Raw genomic sequence first — 17,340 nt, 5'->3', positions numbered from 1 at the left:
CATCTATGAGTATCAAGAAAATTGTATTGCTCAGCACCATAGGAAAAGATACCTTGCTGTTTCGTGCGGAGTTCATTGCCGGTTTGGTAAGTGCCGGGCATGTGGTCACAGTATGCTGCACGGATTACACCCCAGAATCCGCTCAGGCCATTCGTGATCTGGGGGCGCGGCCAGTAGACTATCGGCTTGACCGTGGTGGAATGAATCCGTTGGCGGATTTGTTTTGTATTTTTGGAATTAAAAAATTATTAAATCACTTGCAACCTGACATAGTGCTCTGCCGTGCAGTCAAGCCGACTATTTATGGGGCTATTGCCGCTTATCTTTCTGGGATAAAAAGGCGAGCGGCCATGCTGGAAGGGCTAGGCTATGTGTTTACCGATCTTCCGCAGGGGCTGGGTTTTAAGCAGGCAGTCTTAAGAAAAATTCAGGTCTTTTTGTATCGCCTGTCTTTGCCGCTGTTGCATGAGTTGATTTTTTTGAATCATGATGACCCGGTGGATTTACTTAAACGCCATCAATTGAGAGTAAGGTCTTATAAGGTATTGGGTGGTATTGGTTTGGATTTGGCGAAATTTCCATACTCGCCAGCACCTTTGGATCCAATGCGTTTCATTTTTATTGGGCGCTTGCTGGCAGAAAAAGGTATCTTTGAATACGTTGACGCTGCAAGGCAGGTTAAAAAGAGCTATCCAAACGCAGAATTTGTTGTGTTGGGCGCGGTGGATGACTGCAACCCTGGGGCCCTAAAGCAGCAGCAGCTTCAACAATTGCTGGATGAGGGGGTTATTCACTACCCAGGCTATGTATCCAACGTATCAGATTGGGTGGCCCAAAGCAGTGTGTTTGTGCTGCCTTCGTACCGAGAGGGCGTACCCCGCAGTACCCAGGAGGCGATGGCCATAGGGCGCGCCGTCCTCACGACGGATGTGCCTGGCTGCCGCGATACGGTGGATGATGGCGTGAATGGTTTTTTGGTGCCGCGCTGGAATGCGCAGATGTTGGCTGAAAAGATGATTTTTCTGATTGAAAAGCCGGAAGTCGTTCAGCGTATGGGCGAAGCCAGCCACCGCATGGCTGTGGAGCGGTTTGATGTGCATCAGGTCAATATCCGGCTGATGGCGTGGCTGCTGGGAGATGAGGCATGAGCCCGGCGTTGATTACCGGGGCCTCTGGCTTCGTAGGTCGTGCGCTTTTGATGTCGCTAGGCCTGCGCGGTTTTGCATTGCGCCCGGTGTATCGCTCTGCCACTCAGGCGGCTGGCGTTGCCGGGGCAGTGGTGGTGCTTAGTCTGGATGACGACACCGATTGGTCTGCCGCCTTGCAAGGGGTGGAGGTGGTGATCCACACGGCAGCGCGCGCACATCTCACGCAGGATGCTGCACTGAATCCGATGGCCGAATACCGACGGGTGAATGTCGAGGGGACGTTGAATTTGGCGCGACAAGCTGCGGTGGCGGGTGTGCAGCGTCTCGTCTTTATCAGTTCCATTGGAGTCAACGGTCTGGCGACGCATGGGACGCCGTTTACCGCTGACGATGTGCCTGCACCCGTAGAACCTTATGCAGTCTCAAAATGGGAAGCCGAGCAGGGTTTGTATGCCATCGCTGCGGAAACAGGGATGGAGGTGGTTGTTATTCGATCTCCTTTGGTCTACGGTCAACATGCACCGGGAAATTTCGGCCGGTTGATTTCTTCCGTGCGACGCGGGGCTTGGCTTCCGCTGGGTGCGGTGCATAACCGTCGCACGTTGGTGGCGTTAGAAAACCTGATTGATTTGTTGGTCGTATGCGTTCATCATCCGGCAGCAGCAAATCAGACATTCCTCGTCGGCGATGCGGAGGATGTGTCCACTACCGTGCTTCTCCAGCGTATTGGGCGGGCGATCGGCCGACCAGCACGGTTGCTGCCTATACCTGTGCCACTGATACGGGCGGGCGCTCGGTTGTTCGGGAAGGCGCAGCTTGTGGATAGAGTCTGTGGAGATCTGCAGGTAGATATTCGAAAAACCGAGTCATTGCTCGGTTGGAGGCCGATAGTGGATATGCAAACGGCTATGCGCTCCTGGAAAAATTAGGGGGCATGATGTTGCGTTTGCTAGATATCTGTTTTGCCATCCTGGGATTGGTGCTCGGGTTCCCGTTGTTGTTGGCGGTTTACCTGATCGGGTTGCTCGATACAGGGTCGCCGCTGTTCCGACAGGAGCGTGTGGGGCGGCACCAGAAGCCATTCACCCTCGTCAAATTCAGAACGATGCGGGTCGGGACTGCGTCGGTGGCCAGTCATCTGGCCGACGCCAGTGCCATCACGCCATTCGGTCAGTTTCTGCGCCGCACCAAGCTCGACGAACTGCCGCAGCTCTGGAACGTGCTGTGGGGCGACATGAGCCTGGTCGGCCCTCGGCCGGGTTTGTTCAATCAGGCGGAGCTGCTGCAGGCGCGCGAGCGCCACGGTGTGTTTTCTGCACGTCCGGGCATCACGGGGCTGGCCCAGGTCAGCGGGATCGACATGTCGACACCTGAGCTGCTGGCGGAAACGGATGCGCGCATGCTGGCCTCGCTCACGCTCGTCAACTACTTTCGCTGGATCGTGCAGACGGTCGTGGGCGCGGGGCGTGGTGATGCGGTGAGGCAGTAAAGCGGTCGTGGGAATGCGAAGCCCAGCGGTCTCGGCGTGCCGCCAGCACCAGTCATCCCGATGAGCCGTCGTGTCCATGCCTGGTCGCGGTGACCGATCAAGCTGTCGTTGTGTCTTCAGACGTCGAACTGGATTGCCACAGCGCCTTCGGCGCTTCGCAATGACGGGTTCGAGCGGCGCGCCGGTAACCGCCCGCACCGCCACATCCGCCTCCCGGCCGTCATCGCGAGGCCGTAGGCCGTGGCGATCCAGTGCTGCGCGTCGTGCGTCCCTGCGGCATCTTCCCAGCTAACCGTGGCACTTGATCCGGTCGTCGTTGTGCCTTCGAGTCGTCGAACTGGATTGCCGCGTCGGCCTGCGGCCTCCTCACAATGACGGGTGCAGGCGCGGCGGCGGCATCCGCCTCGCGTGACCTGCCCCCTTCTGCCGTACCAGGGTTTTGGAAGGAGTCCGGGTTGAAGGTTACGTGATCTCGTTGGTTGTTGGGATCTGGTGAGCAGCACCGCCGGCATGCCGGCGGTGCTGCTCGGCAAACTGCGCGGGCGGGATGCGTCCGATGCTGCTGTGCGGCCGAACCTCGTTGTAGTCGCGCCGCCAGGTGGCGATCGTCTGGCGAGCCTGCTGCAGTGACTGGAACCAGTGTTCGTTCAGACACTCGTCGCGGAACTTGCCGTTGAAACTCTCGATGTAGCCGTTTTGCATGGGTTTGCCCGGCTCGATGAGTAGGTGTCGGATGTGGTGCTGCTGCACCCAGGCGATGAAGGCGCGGCTGGTGAACTCCGGGCCGTTGTCCGTGCGCACCGCCAATGGGTAGCCTCTGAACAGCGCTGCCTGGTCGAGCAGTCGGGTGACGTACTGGCCCGAGATGCCCCAATCCACGCAGATGCTCACGCACTCGTGGCTGAAGTCGTCGGCCACCGCCAGGCACTTGATGCGCCGGCCGGTGCTCAGGCTGTCGCTGACGAAGTCCATGCTCCACACCTCATTGACCGTCTTGGCCAGCTGCAGCGGCACGCGCTCGTTGATCGGCCGCTTGACCTTTTTGCGTTTGCGCACGGCCAGGTTGGCCGCGCTGTAGAGCCGATAGACCCTCTTGTGATTCACACCGGGGAAGTCAGGGCGCAGCATGTCGTGGATGCGCCGGTAGCCAAAGCGCCGGCGCACCTGGGCGATCTCGACGATCCGATCGGCCAACTCGCGCGTGGCGGCATCCAGCTCGGGCGGGTGACGGTAACTGTCGCGGGAGAGCCCCACAAGGCCACACGCGCGGCGCTCGGACAGGTGGTGTTCGTTGACCATCTGGGCGATCGCCTCGCGCTTGACCTGTGGGGCTAACGCTTTACCCCAAGCACGCTCTTGAGCGCATGCATGTCCAGGTGCGCCTCGGCCAGCAGCTTCTTGAGCTTGGCGTTCTCCGCCTCAAGCTCGCGCAGTCGCTTGGCATCGGACGCCTCCATGCCGCCAAACTTCGAGCGCCACTTGTAGAACGTCGCGTCGCTGAAGCCGCTCTTGCGGCAGATCTCCGCTACCGGCATCCCGGCCTCGGCCTGCCTGAGAAACCCAATGATCTGTTCCTCGCTGTACTTGCTCTTCCTCATGTCCGCCATTCTCCTGGTGAGCGGACTGCGCTTCCTTTACCTTGGTACGGCTGGTGGGGGGCAGGTCACGCGGGGCGGCGGGCCGTTGCCGTCCGCAGCGACGGCTTGCCGTGACGTCGCGCGATGGCGCGGTGCGCCCGCACAGGCATGGCCGCCCACCCAGGCGATGGAAAATGCCGCCAGTCCAATGCCAGCGGCCCCCACACCATGAGCGACCAACCCACCATTCTCGTCACCGGCGGCGCCGGCTACATCGGCTCGCACACCACGCTGGCGCTGCTGCAGGCGGGCCACGCGGTGCTGGTGCTGGACAACCTGGCCAACAGCTCGCGCGAGTCGCTGGCGCGGGTGGCGCGCATCGCCGGGCGCGCGCCGGCCTTCATGCAGGGCGACGTGCGTGACGCGGCCCTGGTGCGGGACCTGCTGCGGCGCCACCGGGTGGGGGCGGTGCTGCACTTTGCCGGTCTGAAGGCGGTGGGCGAGAGCGTGGCGCAGCCGCTGCGCTACTACGACAACAACGTCGGCGGCACGCTGGCGCTGTGCCAGGCCATGGCCGACGCGGGCGTGTGGCGCCTGGTGTTCAGCTCGTCGGCCACGGTGTATGGCGGCCCGGCCACCATGCCGATCAGCGAGGCCACGCCCACTGGCCGGCCCACCAACCCCTACGGGCGCAGCAAGCTGATGGTGGAGGAGCTGCTGCGCGACCTGGCGCGGACCGACGCGCGCTGGCGCATCGCGGTGCTGCGCTACTTCAACCCGGTGGGCGCGCACGACAGCGGCCTGATCGGCGAGGACCCGCACGGCATCCCCAACAACCTGCTGCCCTACATTGCCCAGGTGGCGGTGGGCCGGCTGCCCGAACTGGCGGTGTTCGGCGGCGACTACCCCACGCCCGACGGCACCGGCGTGCGCGACTACATCCACGTGGTCGACCTGGCCGCGGGCCACCTGAGCGCGCTGGCCGCGCTGGACGCGCGCAGCGGCTGGCACGTGTGGAACCTGGGCACCGGCCAGGGCTACAGCGTGCTGCAGATGGTGCGCGCCTTCGAGCAGGCCTCGGGCCGCGCCGTGCCCTACCGCATTGCCCCGCGCCGCCCGGGCGACGTGGCGCAATGCTGGTCCGACCCGGGCAAGGCGCAGCGCGAGCTGGGCTGGACGGCCGAGCGCGGGCTGGCGCAGATGATGGCGGACACCTGGCGCTGGCAGTCGGGCAATCCGCGCGGGTACGCGGGGGCGGGGGCAGAGGCAGAGGCGTAGGAGCGTGGGCGGCAGAAGGCGCGCCGGCTGCAACCCACGAGAAACCGGTCCATCGCGGTGCTGCCGACCGCACCCAGGGGGCCATCCTGGGCTTGTCGGCAGCACCACGCCGTCCTCGCTTTTCGCACGTTTCGCTTCGACGCCTTCTACCGCCCACACTCCTGGGCCGCCATCGGAGTGGCGCAGCCACGCCGTCCGCGCGGCGCAGCGGGGCGACCCGGTGCGGCGGCCGGCGCGCCCAGCGCCGTGCCGGGCGCGCCCTGCGGCCCGCCCGATCCGTGCCAAATTGCGGATGACGCGCCCCGCGCGCGGCCGCGCGACCCCGCCCACACGTTAAAATCTCTTACAAGCCGGCCCAGGCGGGGCGCGGCAGCACGGGACGCGCCATGCGCGGCCCGGTCGAGGAGAAGATGGTGAACAAGCTGATTGGCCTGGCCCTGGGGCTGGGCGTGGTGCTGGCGGCCGGCGCGGCCGAGCCCAACGTGGGCACGCTGCGCAACGTCAAGGGCGGCGTGATGGTGGTCGCCAACGACCAAGTGGCGCGGCCGGCGACGGATGGCATGGCGCTGCCCGAGGGCGCGACGATCCTGTCGGCGCGCGACGGCACGGCCACGGTGGTACTGAACAACGGCTGCGTGGTCGGCCTCCAGCCGAGCCAGCAGCTCACGGTGCGCGGCGAACTGGAATGCAAGGCACTCGTGGCGTCGGTGCAACAGCTCCTGCCGGCCGGCCAGGCGGCGCCGGCGACGGCCGGCGCGGCCGAGGCGGGCACGGCGGCGGCCGGCGAGGCGGGCGTGAACCCCGCCGTGGTCGCCGCCGGCGTGGCCGGCCTGGCGCTGCTGGGCGCGGGCGGTGGCGGCGGCGGGGGCGACGACACGCCGGCGTCCGGGCAGTAAGGGCCGGGCCGCCCACGCTCCCAGGCACCGCAATACGCGCATTGGGCCGTCGGAGAAACACCACGCCCGCGCTGGAATCGGCCCCGGCAATGTGGTAAAAACTGCCATTCATTGAGGAGTCGAGCATGAAAAAGTACGCAGCCCTGGCGCTGGGACTCGGTTTGGCCTTGGGTGCCGCGGCGGCCGAGCCGGTGGTCGGCACGCTGCACGACGTGCATGGCGCGGTGACGCTGACGAGCGCGCAGGCGGTCAAGGTGGCGGCCGACGGCATGGCCGTGCCCGAGGGTGCGTCGATCCTGGTGGCGCGCGACGGCGCCGCCACCCTGGTGCTGAACAACGGCTGCGTGATCGGCCTGGCGGGCAGCCAGCACCTGACGGTGCGCGGCCAGCTCAAGTGCAGCGAACTGCAGGCCTCGGTGCGCCAGCTCATGCCGACCTACCAGTTGGCGCAGGCACCGCTGGGCGGGGGCATCACGCCGCCCGCGGCCGAGGTGCAGAAGGCCGGCGCCGCGTCCAGCGGCGCGCTGGGCGGCGGCATCGCCACCGACGCGCTGGCCGCGATCGTGTTCGATACCGGCATCGTGATCGCCGCCATCGTCGACAACAACCACGGCCCGGCGTCCGGGCAGTAACACCGCAGCAGCGGCCCGCGTGCGCGCGGGCCCGGAGTCGGGCAGCACGTTGCACAGACGATCGGCCACCAGAACCAGTTGGGACTTCCAACTGGTTTTTTTGTTGCTGGCGCTGCTGCTGGTGCTGGCGCCGCTGGTGCGTGGCGGCAACCGCGAGGTGGCGCTGTCGGTGCTGCTGGCGCTGGCGCTGGCCCTGCTGGCCCTGCTGCTGGGGCAGGCCATGCAGCAGCGCCTGGCGCCGGGTGCGGCGGCCATGGCGCGACCGCCCGCGTGGTGGTGGGTGGCGGTGGGGGTGCTGGCGGCCAGCCCGGCCTGGCTCGGGCTGCTGCAACTGGTGCCGCTGCCGCTGCACTGGTGGTCCGCCCTGGCCGGGCGCCAGGACTACCTGGAGGCGCTGCGGGCGGGCGGGGTGGCGGCGCCGGCGCGGCTGCCGCTGTCGCTCAACCCCTGGGCCACCTGGGCCTCGGTGTGGTCGGGCGTGCCGCTGGCGGCGGCCTTCGTGGCGGCGCTGCGGCTGCCGCGCGCGCAGATCGATCGGCTGATGGCCCTGCTGCTGGGCGTGGGCGCGCTGCAGGTGGTGCTGGCGGTGGCGCAGTTCGCCGGCGGGCGGCAGTCGCCGCTGTACTTCGGGCTGCCGGGGCAGGGCTTCGTCGGCAGCTTTGCCAACCGCAACCACCTGGCCGACCTGCTGGCGATGCTGCTGCCGGTGTGGTTCTACGCCTGGCTGCGGCTGCGCCGCGGCGGCGACGGCGAGGCGCGCGGCCGGCTGCACGGGGCCGCGCGGCCGCTGTTGCTGCTGCTGGGCTTCGGCCTGCTGGTGGTGCTGCTGAGCACGCAGTCGCGCGGCGGCATCCTGGCGTCGCTGGTGGTGCTGCTGCTGGCCGGCGGCCTGCAGCTGCGCTACCAGGGCGCGGGCCTGCGGCGCTGGCAGCGCTGGGCGCTGGTGGCGCTGTTCGGCGTGTTCGTGGCGCTGGCGCTGGCCTCGATCGACCTGCGCGGGCTGGCCAGCCGGCTGGAGCAGGGGCGCCTGCAGAGCGACGCCGAGGTGCGCCACACCATGGCCGCCGCCACGTGGCAGGCGGCGGGCGCGCTGTGGCCCTGGGGCAGCGGCCTGGGCACCTTCGAGTCGGTGTTTCCGCGCTACCAGCCCCCGGCCACGCCGGTGTACGTCAACCACGCGCACAACGACTACGCGCAGATGGCGATGGAGCTGGGCGCGCCGGCGCTGCTGCTGGTCGGGCTGGCGCTGGCGCTGGCGCTGCGCCAGCTCGTGCTGCTGGCGCGCGCGCTGCGCGCCGAGCGGCGCCTGTCGTCCGAGCTGGCGCTGCGCTGCCTGGCCGGCCTGGGCGTGCTGGCGCTGCTGCTGCACAGCTGGGTCGAGTTCAACATGCACATCCCGGCCCTGGCCATCGTGGCGAGCTTTCTGGCGGGGGTGTACCTGCGCCCGCTGGAGGCTGGGGAGGGGCGGCTGGAGGCGCGCACCGATGCGTCCCGGCGGCGCGTGCGTGAGGTCGGGGTGCAGCACGGGGGTGGGTGGATCAGGTGAGGGAGTGAGGTGCTGCGCGGGCTGTGGTCCGCGCCTTTGCATCCATGCCTCCGCCGCCGTCGCGAGCGGCGTGGCCGCGTGGCGACCCGGTCGCACTCCAGAGCCGTCATCGCGAGGCCGCAGGCCGTGGCGATCCAGTGCTGCGCGTTGTGCGGTCCCGCGGTCTCCATGCCAGGGCAGTCATCGCGAGCGCAGCGCGGCGATCCTGTGCCGCGGGTGGCGCGCGCCCGGGGTCGCCCCGAGGCGGGCGGCGCCCGGCGCCGCTCAGGCGACTGCGCTGGCGACCGCCGGCAGCGCGGTCGGGGCGAGTTGCGGTTCGACCGGGCTGGCGGGGACCGGGACCACCAGGATTTCGTTGGCGGCGCCGGGCAGGCCGCCGCGCTGGCGCTGCACCCAGTCCACGATCGGGCCGGTGGGGCGGTAGCCCTCGACCAGCGCCAATAGCTGCTTGCGCACCTCGTCGTGGCGGCGCGCCTGCATGTGGCGGGCGAGCTGCTCGAGCTCGCCCTGCAGGATGTCCCAGTGCAGGAAGTCCTCGTGTGCCTTCAGGATGCGCGGGTGCGCGGTGGGCTGGGTGTTGCCGCCGATCAGCAGCTCCTCGAACAGCTTCTCGCCGGGGCGCAGGCCGGTGACGCGGATCTCGATGCCGGCGCCGGGGTGGGCGGCGTCGCGCACGCGCTGGCCCGAAAGCTCGATCATGCGGCTGGCCAGGTCGTGGATGCGCACCGGCTCGCCCATGTCGAGCACGAACACGCCCCCGCCGTGCGCCATGGCGCCGGCCTGGATGACGAGCTGCGCGGCCTCGGGGATGGTCATGAAGTAGCGCGTGATGTCGCGGTGCGTGACGGTGACCGGGCCGCCCTGGTTGATCTGGCGCCGAAACAGCGGCACCACCGAGCCCGAGGAGCCGAGCACGTTGCCGAAGCGCACCATGGTGAAGCAGGTGCCGCCGGACTGGCAGCTTGCGTTGTCGAGCGCCTGCAGCACCATTTCGGCCAGGCGCTTGCTGGCGCCCATGACGTTGGTGGGGCGCACCGCCTTGTCGGTGCTGATGAGGACGAAACGCCCGATGCCGTGGCGCGCGGCGGCCTGGGCGCACACCAGGGTGCCCCAGACGTTGTTGCGCAGGCCTTCCAGCGGGTTCTGCTCGACCAGGGGCACGTGCTTGTAGGCGGCGGCGTGGTAGAGGATGTCGGGCCGCCAGGTGCGCAGCACGGTGTCCATGCGCGTGACGTCGAGCACCGAGCCGAGCAGGGGCACGACCTCGACGGGGGGCTGCCCGGCCTCGCGCGCCGCGCCGGCGAGCTCGCGGTGGATTTCGTAGAGCGCGTATTCGCTGCGCTCGAACAGCAGCAGCACGCGCGGGCGCCATTGCAGGATCTGGCGGCACAGCTCGCTGCCGATCGAGCCGCCGGCGCCGGTGACGAGCACCACCTTGCCCTTGAGGTGCGCGGCCATGAGGTCGGGGTCGGGGCTGACCGGGTCGCGGCCCAGCAGGTCCTCGATGTCGAGGTCCTGCAGGTCGCTCGGGTGCACGCCGCGCTTGACGAGCTCGGCCAGGCCCGGCAGGGTGCGCACGTGCACGCCGTGCGGGCGCAGCAGCTCCATGATCTGCTTGCGCCGCTCCATGCTGGCCGACGGGATGGCCAGCAGCACCGAGCGCACCTTGAGCTTCTCGACCAGGTCGGCGAGCTGCTCGGGCGCGTGCACCGGCAGGCCGTCGAGCCGGCGGCCCTGCAGCAGGGGGTTGTCGTCGAGGTAGCCGACCAGGCGCTCGTCGTCCATCTTCTGCAGGCTGGCGGCGAGCTGCATGCCGGCCTTGCCGGCGCCGTAGATCAGCACGCCGGGGGCGTGGGCGCGGGCGTGGAGCTGGCGATACAGGTCGCCCATCCACAGGCGCACCGCGACGCGGCTGGCGCCCAGGGCGATGAACATCAGCAGCGGCTGCAGGATGCCGATCGAGCGCGGCACGCCGGGCACGCCGATGATGCTGAACACCAGCATGTAGAGCAGGCCGTAGATGGCCGAGGCGCGGCCGAGCGCGAGCATGGCGTTCCAGCCCGCGTGGCGGAAGATGCTGGCGTAGAGGCCGTGGCGCGCGAACACCGGCAGGCCCAGCAGCCAGGCGCCCGCCGTGGCGGCGACCTGCGCCGGGCCGAAGGCCACCCATTGCTCCAGCCGCAGGTACCAGGCCAGCCAGACCGTGAGCACGCACAGGCTGGCGTCGAGCAGCAGCGCCAGCAGGCGCTTGGCAGCCCGGGGCATGCGCAGCAGCCAGTCGATGAGCGAGGCCTCCTGCATTTCAGTCATCCATTGGGCCGGGCGTCACCCACGCCGCATGGGACGGCGTGCTTCCAGAGGCCGCGGAGCAGGCCAGGCGGGGGCACCCGTGGCCGGGGTCCCCCTGGACACTGGGTGCGTCCCCCTTGCAGGGGGCTGAGGCCCGCGGCTCCAGACCTGCCTGCGCAGGTCTGGACGGGCCGAAGAGCCGCCGCCTCTGGCGGCGAGCACGTGGAGCGCAGCGACACAGGGGGTGTTTCATCTCAGGACAGGCGTTGCCGCAGCGCGGGCGGGTGCGGCAGGAGGCGGGCGAAGGCCAGGGCGCCCAGCAGCAGCCCGGCCAGATCGGCGGCGAAGTCGCCCAGGCTGGCCGAGCGGCCGGGGATGTAGTGCTGCAGCCACTCGGTGGCGACGGCCAGCGCCACCAGGCCGAGCAGCATGTGGCGTCGCTGGCGCGCCAGCGGCCAGGCCCGCAGGCCCAGCAGGGCGAGCGTGAGGAAGATCGCCGCATGCACCCACTTGTCGGCGTGCTGCAGGGCGTCCGCGCGGTCGAGCTCGCCGGCCCAGGGCAGCCAGGCGCTGACCCAGACCTTCAGTTCGAGCAGGGTCGAGGCGGGCGCCAGCAGGCCCAGCAGCGCCACCGCCAGGGCCGCCAGGAACAGCAGCCGCCAGGCGCCAGGCAGTGCCGGCGCGGGGCGAGAGGGTGGGGACAAGGCCATGCGGGGAGGGGTGACGGGCGCGAATGAAGGCTGGATGGAGGGCACTGACGGACGGACGGACCGGCGCCACGCGAGACGCTGCGCCGGCTGGGAGTCTCCGGGGTCTGGCCCCGGCTTCTGCTGCGCTGATTGTAAAAGACTCAACTTCTCGCAACGGCGTTGGGACGGAGCCGCGGCCGAGCTGTTGCATTAATGCCAAAGCGTTCATCGGCCCGCTTCGAGCGGGGTGGACTGGCCGTTGGCGGGTGTGGGCGCGGTGGCCGAAGCACGATAGGCCAAGATTAACCTGAATGGGGTAGCTGTTCCGGTAAAATGGCAGCGGGTCTCGTTTCGAATCCTTTCTTTCAGGGTCGCCATGTTCTTGCCTGTTCCTGCCGGGGGCGTTCGCTCCGGGCGAAGCTTTTTCTGGCGCCTGCTGTCGCGTTGTTTGCTGGCAACAGGTCTGGTGGGGGGATCGATGCTGTCCGGCATGGCGCTGGCCCAGACGGCCGCGGTGGCGCCGCTGGCGGCCACGGCCGCCATGCACGCGCCGGTGACCCAGGTGTCGGCGGCGACGCAGACGGCGGCGGTCCAGCCCTCGGGCGGCGGCTATGCGGCCGGCGGCGCGCCGGTGGCGGCGGCGCCCGGGGATGCCCTGTCCGAGGCGCGGCCGGCGACGATCGACACCGACTACCGCATCGGCAGCAACGACCTGCTGGAGATCGAGGTGTTCGGGGTGGAAGAGCTCAAGCGCACGGTGCGCGTGAACTCGGGCGGCCAGGTGTCGCTGCCGCTGATCGGCATGATCCCGGTGGCGGGGCTGTCGCCGGCCGACGCCGAGGCGCTGATCGAGCAGCGCTACGGCGAGAAATACCTGCAGGATCCGCAGGTGTCGATCTTCATCAAGGAATTCACCAGCCAGCGCATCACCGTGGACGGCGCGGTGGCGCGGCCGGGCATCTACCCGCTGACCGGGCAGATCACGCTGCTGCGCGCGCTGGCCATGGCCGGCGGCGGCGGCGCGCTGGCCAATCTCGAAGAGGTGATGCTGTTCCGCCTGGGCGCGGACGGCCAGGCGCTGACCGAGAAGCACGACGTGATGAAGATTCGCACCGGCGAGGCACCCGACCCGCTGCTGCAGGGCGACGACGTGGTGGTGGTGAACCGCAACGGCGCGCGCGCGGCACTGCGCGATTCGCTGTTCAGCGACATCATCGGCACGCTCAACCCGTTCTCGTCGATCTATCGCAACGCGGCCACACCTTGAGAGGCTGTGACAACCGACCTGACGCCCGACCTGCCGGCCGAGACCCCAGCACCGGTGCTTGCGCATGCGCGCCGCGGCCAGCCACCCCGATCGGCGGCGCCGGGGCCGGCTGCCGGACATGCACGGCCCCTGGGTGCCCATGCATGACCGATGCACGTGCATCGGGGTGCCCTGGACGGGCGGCGGCGCCGAGACGCCGTGGCCGGGTTGCCTGATTTCTGCCGATGGCGCTGCCTGCTTCTGACCGTGCCGATTTCCTGCTGAACCCACACCCGGGCGCGCCTGCCCGGACTTTTCGACCGGCGCGCGGCAACGCGGCCCTGCTGCGAGGCGCAGCCCACTGACTGACCCATGGCCAACAACTCCTTCCCACCCGATCGATCCATGCCCGTTCCCGGCCGCGGCCCGGGGCCCAGCTACCCGCTGGGCATGCCGGCCCAGTACGGGCTGGGCCAGCCCTGGCAGATGCAGGGCCGCGGCGACGAGGAGGACGACGACGTCATCGACCTGGCCGACCTGTGGCGCATGGTGCTCAAGCACAAGTGGCTGCTGCTGTCGATGGCGCTGGTGGGGCTGCTGGCGGCGCTGCTGGTGAGCTTCGTGCGCACGCCGCTGTACCAGGCGGCGACCACGCTGCAGGTGGACAAGCGCGCCGCCTCGGTGGTGAAGTTCGGGCGCGAGATCGACCCGGAGACCGACCTGGACGACCGCACCGGCATGGGCACCCAGCTCGAACTGCTGAAGAGCCGCGTGCTGGCCGAGCGCGTGGTCGACGAATTGCGGCTCGACCGCCTGCTGGCGCGCAGCCAGCCGGCGCTGGCCGACGCCACGCCGGCGCCCGCCGACGCGGGCGCGGCAGGCGCGGACGAGGCGGCCGAACCGGGCGGCCTCGGCAAGTGGCTGGCGCGCATCGAGGATAGCTGGAACAAGCTGCGCGAGCCGGCGGTGGCGAGCGCCGCGCAGCTCAGCCGCGAGGAGGTCCTGAAGATCTTCCAGAACACGGTGCGCATCGAGCAGGTGCGCAACTCGCGCATCATCAAGGTGACGGTGGACAACCCCGACCCGCAACTGGCGACGCGCATCGCCAACACCATCACGCGCGCCTTCATCGCGCTCAACCTGGAGCGGCGCCTGGAGTCGTCGACCTACGCCAAGAGCTTCCTGGACGAGCAGCTCGCGCAGACCAAGGTGCGGCTGGAGCAGTCCGAGCGGCGCCTGAACCAGTACGCGCGCGACAACCACATCCTGACGCTGGACGAGAAGACCAACGTGGTGAACCAGACCTTCACCGAGTTTTCCACCGCGCTGGCCAACGCCGAGCAGGAGCGCATCAAGTTCGAGTCGGAGTACCAGGCCATCGAGAAGGCGCCCGACACCTCGCGCCAGGTGCTGGAGAGCAAGACCATCCAGGAATACAAGACGCAGCGCATCAAGCTGGACGCCGAATACCAGCAGAACCTGAAGATCTACAAGGAAGACTTCCCGCGCATGGCGCAGCTGCGCGCCCAGATCGAGGACCTGGACCGGAAGATCAAGGTCGAGGTGAACAGCATCCTGCGCTCGGTGGCCAACCAGCTCGCCACGGCCAAGCGCCAGGAGTCGCTGATCCGCCAGCGCGTGGCGCAGACGCGCGGCGAGATCGTGCAGGGCCAGGACCTGCGCGTGAACTACAACCTGCTCAAGCGCGAGGTGGACACCAACCGCGAGCTCTACGACGGCCTGCTGCAGCAGGTCAAGGAAGTGGCGGTCGCCGGTGGCGTGGAGACCAACAACATCCAGGTGGTGGACAAGGCCGAGGTGCCGCTGTTCCCGTACAAGCCGCAGATTCCGCTGAACGCGGCGATCGGCCTGCTGGCGGGGCTGACGCTGGGACTGATGCTGATCTTCCTGATGGAGTCGCTGGACGATTCGATCAAGTCGGCCGACGAGGTGGAGAAGACCTTCATGGTGCCGCTGCTGGGGGTGATCCCGAACGTGAAGGAGAAGAGCAACCTGCCGAGCCTGGCCCTGCTGGCGCACCAGGACCCGCGCAGCAGCCTGGCCGAGTCGTACCGCTCGACGCGCACGGCGCTGCAGTTCTCGACGCCCGAGGGCGCGCCGCGCCGGCTGGTGGTGACCAGCACCAGCAAGGGCGAGGGCAAGTCGACCACGGCGCTGGCGCTGGCGATCAACTTCGCCCAGCTCGGCAGCAAGGTGGTGCTGGTGGACGCCGACATGCGCAACCCGGCGATCCACAAGTACCTGGGCGGCCGCAACGCCTATGGCCTGTCGAACTTCCTGTCGGGCCACGCGTCGGACCAGCCGCTGGTGCAGGACACCAAGATCGCCGGCCTGTCGGTGATGACGGCGGGGCCGGCCGCGCCCAACCCGGTCGAGCTGCTGATGGGCCCGCGCTTCGGCGACCTGCTGGACCGGATGCACGACGAGGGCTACGAGTACATCATCATCGACGGGCCGCCGGTGCTGGGACTGGCCGACGCCATCGTGCTGGGCAACCAGGTGGGCTCGGTGCTGTACGTGGCGCAGGCCGGCCACACGCGCAAGAGCCACATCAAGGACGCCTTCCGGCGCCTGCGCATGGCCGGCGTGGTGCCGCGCGGCATGGTGCTGACCAAGACCACGGCGCAGAACACGGCGTACTACGCCTACGAGAACTACTACGGCTACGGCGCCAACCCGAAATCCGACAAGAAGCTGGCGACGACCAAGGTGGAGCCGGCGCTGCGGGCGGGCTGAGAGGGGCGAACGCAGCCCCATGCGCGCCTTGACCGCCATGATCCGACCGCTCTGCGTTGCTTGCGCGCGCCGTGGCCGGGGCTTGCCCTGGCGGGGCGCGGATCGGCCAGAGGCCGGTCTGCTGCGTGCCATCCGGCGCCACGCCGGCGCCCCTCGGGCCGCGGCCCGCCGCCCTGGCTGGACGGGTCTTGCCGGCCCGCTCGGCCACGCCGGGCCTGGCCGCGCCCGCTGAGCCCCGTTGACGCGCGCCATGGCGGAGCAGCCCCAGGACACGGCGGAGGCCCAGGACCGGCTGGCGCGCCTGCTGCTGGACTTCGCGCGCGCGCCGGGGCGCTATGCGATTCGCCTGGGCGAGCCGCGCGCGCTGTTCCAGGAGCTCGACACGGTGGCCCAGTGGGCCCTGGGGCGCGTGCCGGCGGGCGAGGCGCGCGAGCTGGTGGACGCGGCGGTGCTGTTCATCCAGCGCGCCTGCTTCGACCGCGACAACACGCACTACCAGGTGCTGGGGCTGACGCCCGAAACGCTGGCGCCCGAACTGCTGCGTGCGCGCTACCGCACCCTGATCCGCCTGACGCACCCCGACATCGGCGTCGGCGGGCTGGCGGCGGATGCGGCGGGCATGGTGAACCGCGCGCACGACGTGCTGCGCGACGCGGCGGCGCGCCGCCGCTACGACGAGGAACTGGCGGGCCGTGCGGGCGCGCGCGCCGGCACGCCGGCGCCGTTTGCGGCCGAGCCCGCGGCCGGCCCGGCGACCGGGTTCGGCGCGGCCGGGTTCGGTCTGTCGCAGGGCGCCGAACTGGGCCCCGACATTGCCGCCGCGCCCGGCCTGCGCGAACGCTGGGCGACCTGGACGGCGCGCTATCCGCGCCAGTTGCGCGGGGTGCTGGTGGCCGGCAGCGCCGGCCTGCTGCTGGCCGGCATCGTGGCCTGGACCGCCATGGAGACGGTGCAGAGCGCCGGCAGCGTGCTGGTGGCGGCGCGCTCCGCCCCGGCGGCGCCGGCCGATGCGGCCGGGTCGAACGCAGGTGCGCCGCCGCCGGCCGAACCCGCGCCGGTGCTGGCGCGTGCGGAGCGGCCGGCCGAGCCGGCGCCCACGCCGCCGGCGCCTGAGCCGATGGCGGCGGCCCCGCGACCCGCGCGCACGCCGGCCGAGCGCCCGCAGGCGCGGGCGACGCCGCCGGCGGAGGCAGCGCCGCCGGCAGCGCGACCGGTGGCGCGCGCGCCGACACCCGAGGCCGCGCCCGCGCCCGCATCGCGGCCTGAGCCGGCGCCCACCGCCGCGCCCGAACTCGAGCCCAGCCGGCCGGCGAAGCGGGACGCGCCGGCCGAACCCGCGACGCAGCGCGTCGCGGCGCGGCCGCAGCCGGCGCAGCCGAGCTCGGACATGGCGGCGGTGGCGGCCATGACCGAGGTGGCCGCCCACGTGCCAGCGGGCGCCTGGCAGGTGGACGTGGCGGGTTCGCGCGGCTACCTGCAGGACATCGTCGCGGCGCTGGAGGAGGCGGGCGAGACGCGGCGCCTGAATGCCTACCTGGCGCGCATGAACGTGAAGGGCTCGCTGCTGCGGCCGGTGGCCGAACTGCACGCGCGCTCGCCCCGGCTGGCGGTGGAGCGCAGCGCCTGGAGCGAGGCCAGCGAGCCGGGCGTGCTGAACATCCGCTCGCTGCTGATGGTGCAGGGGCGCGCCGCCGGCACCGACGTCGCGGTGTACCAGCTGGTGGCGCAGTTTCGCGGCACGCCTGAGGGCACGGTGCTGGAGCGCCTGGACCTCCAGCACGGGCGCTGAGGAG

At 69.6% G+C, this 17,340-nt stretch carries 13 protein-coding genes; 10 read left to right on the top strand and 3 right to left on the bottom strand.

The genetic code is table 11. From position 1 onward, the window contains the following. Window positions 1-5 precede the first annotated feature (5 nt). From PKA16_RS05955 to PKA16_RS05945, 3 genes are read left to right on the top strand one after another with little or no spacing between them, the layout of a single operon-like run. Window positions 6-1,148: a glycosyltransferase family 4 protein gene (locus PKA16_RS05955; protein ID WP_324401369.1), complete on the top strand. Its 1,143-nt coding sequence runs from the start codon at window positions 6-8 to the stop codon at window positions 1,146-1,148. Further along, window positions 1,145-2,077: an NAD-dependent epimerase/dehydratase family protein gene (locus tag PKA16_RS05950; protein WP_324401367.1), complete on the top strand. Its 933-nt coding sequence runs from the start codon at window positions 1,145-1,147 to the stop codon at window positions 2,075-2,077. The genes PKA16_RS05955 and PKA16_RS05950 overlap by 4 nt, the downstream gene beginning before the upstream one ends. Before the next feature lie 5 nt (window positions 2,078-2,082). Then, window positions 2,083-2,637, top strand: a complete 555-nt coding sequence (locus PKA16_RS05945) for a sugar transferase (RefSeq protein WP_324401365.1) — start codon at window positions 2,083-2,085, stop codon at window positions 2,635-2,637. Window positions 2,638-3,099: 462 nt separating this feature from the next. Here PKA16_RS05945 and PKA16_RS05940 read toward each other — a convergent pair. After that, window positions 3,100-4,235, bottom strand: a protein-coding gene (locus tag PKA16_RS05940; RefSeq protein ID WP_324401363.1) for an IS3 family transposase whose coding sequence is annotated in 2 segments (ribosomal slippage) — window positions 3,100-3,980 and window positions 3,980-4,235 — 1,137 coding nt in all. Because the reading frame shifts where the segments join, the coding sequence is not laid out codon by codon here. Between the two features lie 207 nt (window positions 4,236-4,442). On the opposite strand from PKA16_RS05940, the gene galE reads away from it, so the two are divergent. The 4 genes from galE (at window position 4,443) to PKA16_RS05920 (ending at window position 8,566) form a co-directional block, all read left to right on the top strand. Further along, complete coding sequence (gene galE, locus PKA16_RS05935; protein WP_324401361.1) at window positions 4,443-5,492, top strand: UDP-glucose 4-epimerase GalE; 1,050 nt, start codon at window positions 4,443-4,445, stop codon at window positions 5,490-5,492. A 386-nt stretch (window positions 5,493-5,878) separates the two neighbouring features. After that, the gene (locus tag PKA16_RS05930) at window positions 5,879-6,388 is read left to right on the top strand and encodes a hypothetical protein (protein ID WP_324401359.1); all 510 of its coding nucleotides are present in this window, start codon (window positions 5,879-5,881) and stop codon (window positions 6,386-6,388) included. A gap of 125 nt (window positions 6,389-6,513) precedes the next feature. After that, window positions 6,514-7,020 carry a hypothetical protein gene (locus tag PKA16_RS05925; RefSeq protein ID WP_324401358.1) on the top strand — a complete coding sequence of 169 codons (507 nt, stop codon included), beginning with the start codon at window positions 6,514-6,516 and terminating at the stop codon, window positions 7,018-7,020. Window positions 7,021-7,123: 103 nt separating this feature from the next. Then, the gene (locus PKA16_RS05920; protein WP_324401356.1) at window positions 7,124-8,566 is read left to right on the top strand and encodes an O-antigen ligase family protein; all 1,443 of its coding nucleotides are present in this window, start codon (window positions 7,124-7,126) and stop codon (window positions 8,564-8,566) included. A 264-nt stretch (window positions 8,567-8,830) separates the two neighbouring features. Here PKA16_RS05920 and PKA16_RS05915 read toward each other — a convergent pair whose 3' ends face one another. Together PKA16_RS05915 and PKA16_RS05910 are read right to left on the bottom strand one after the other, a co-directional pair. Continuing rightward, on the bottom strand, window positions 8,831-10,876 hold the full coding sequence (locus PKA16_RS05915; protein WP_324401354.1) for a nucleoside-diphosphate sugar epimerase/dehydratase: 2,046 nt from the start codon (window positions 10,874-10,876) through the stop codon (window positions 8,831-8,833). 233 nt (window positions 10,877-11,109) lie between these two features. After that, on the bottom strand, window positions 11,110-11,565 hold the full coding sequence (locus PKA16_RS05910; RefSeq protein WP_324401352.1) for a VanZ family protein: 456 nt from the start codon (window positions 11,563-11,565) through the stop codon (window positions 11,110-11,112). Window positions 11,566-12,022: 457 nt separating this feature from the next. Here PKA16_RS05910 and PKA16_RS05905 point away from each other — a divergent pair, with 457 nt between their 5' ends. From PKA16_RS05905 to PKA16_RS05895, 3 genes are all read left to right on the top strand, one after another. Next, window positions 12,023-12,811, top strand: a complete 789-nt coding sequence (locus PKA16_RS05905) for a polysaccharide biosynthesis/export family protein (RefSeq protein ID WP_324401350.1) — start codon at window positions 12,023-12,025, stop codon at window positions 12,809-12,811. Window positions 12,812-13,195: 384 nt separating this feature from the next. Beyond that, window positions 13,196-15,547 carry a polysaccharide biosynthesis tyrosine autokinase gene (locus PKA16_RS05900; protein WP_324401348.1) on the top strand — a complete coding sequence of 784 codons (2,352 nt, stop codon included), beginning with the start codon at window positions 13,196-13,198 and terminating at the stop codon, window positions 15,545-15,547. 250 nt (window positions 15,548-15,797) lie between these two features. Further along, window positions 15,798-17,336, top strand: a complete 1,539-nt coding sequence (locus PKA16_RS05895; protein ID WP_324401346.1) for a DnaJ domain-containing protein — start codon at window positions 15,798-15,800, stop codon at window positions 17,334-17,336. Window positions 17,337-17,340 lie beyond the last annotated feature (4 nt).

This window comes from Ottowia sp., from assembly GCF_035325765.1.
Classification (GTDB): Bacteria; Pseudomonadota; Gammaproteobacteria; order Burkholderiales; family Burkholderiaceae_C; genus Ottowia.
Note: the sequence above shows the minus strand (reverse complement) of the source record. Positions and strands in the feature narration are given on the sequence as shown.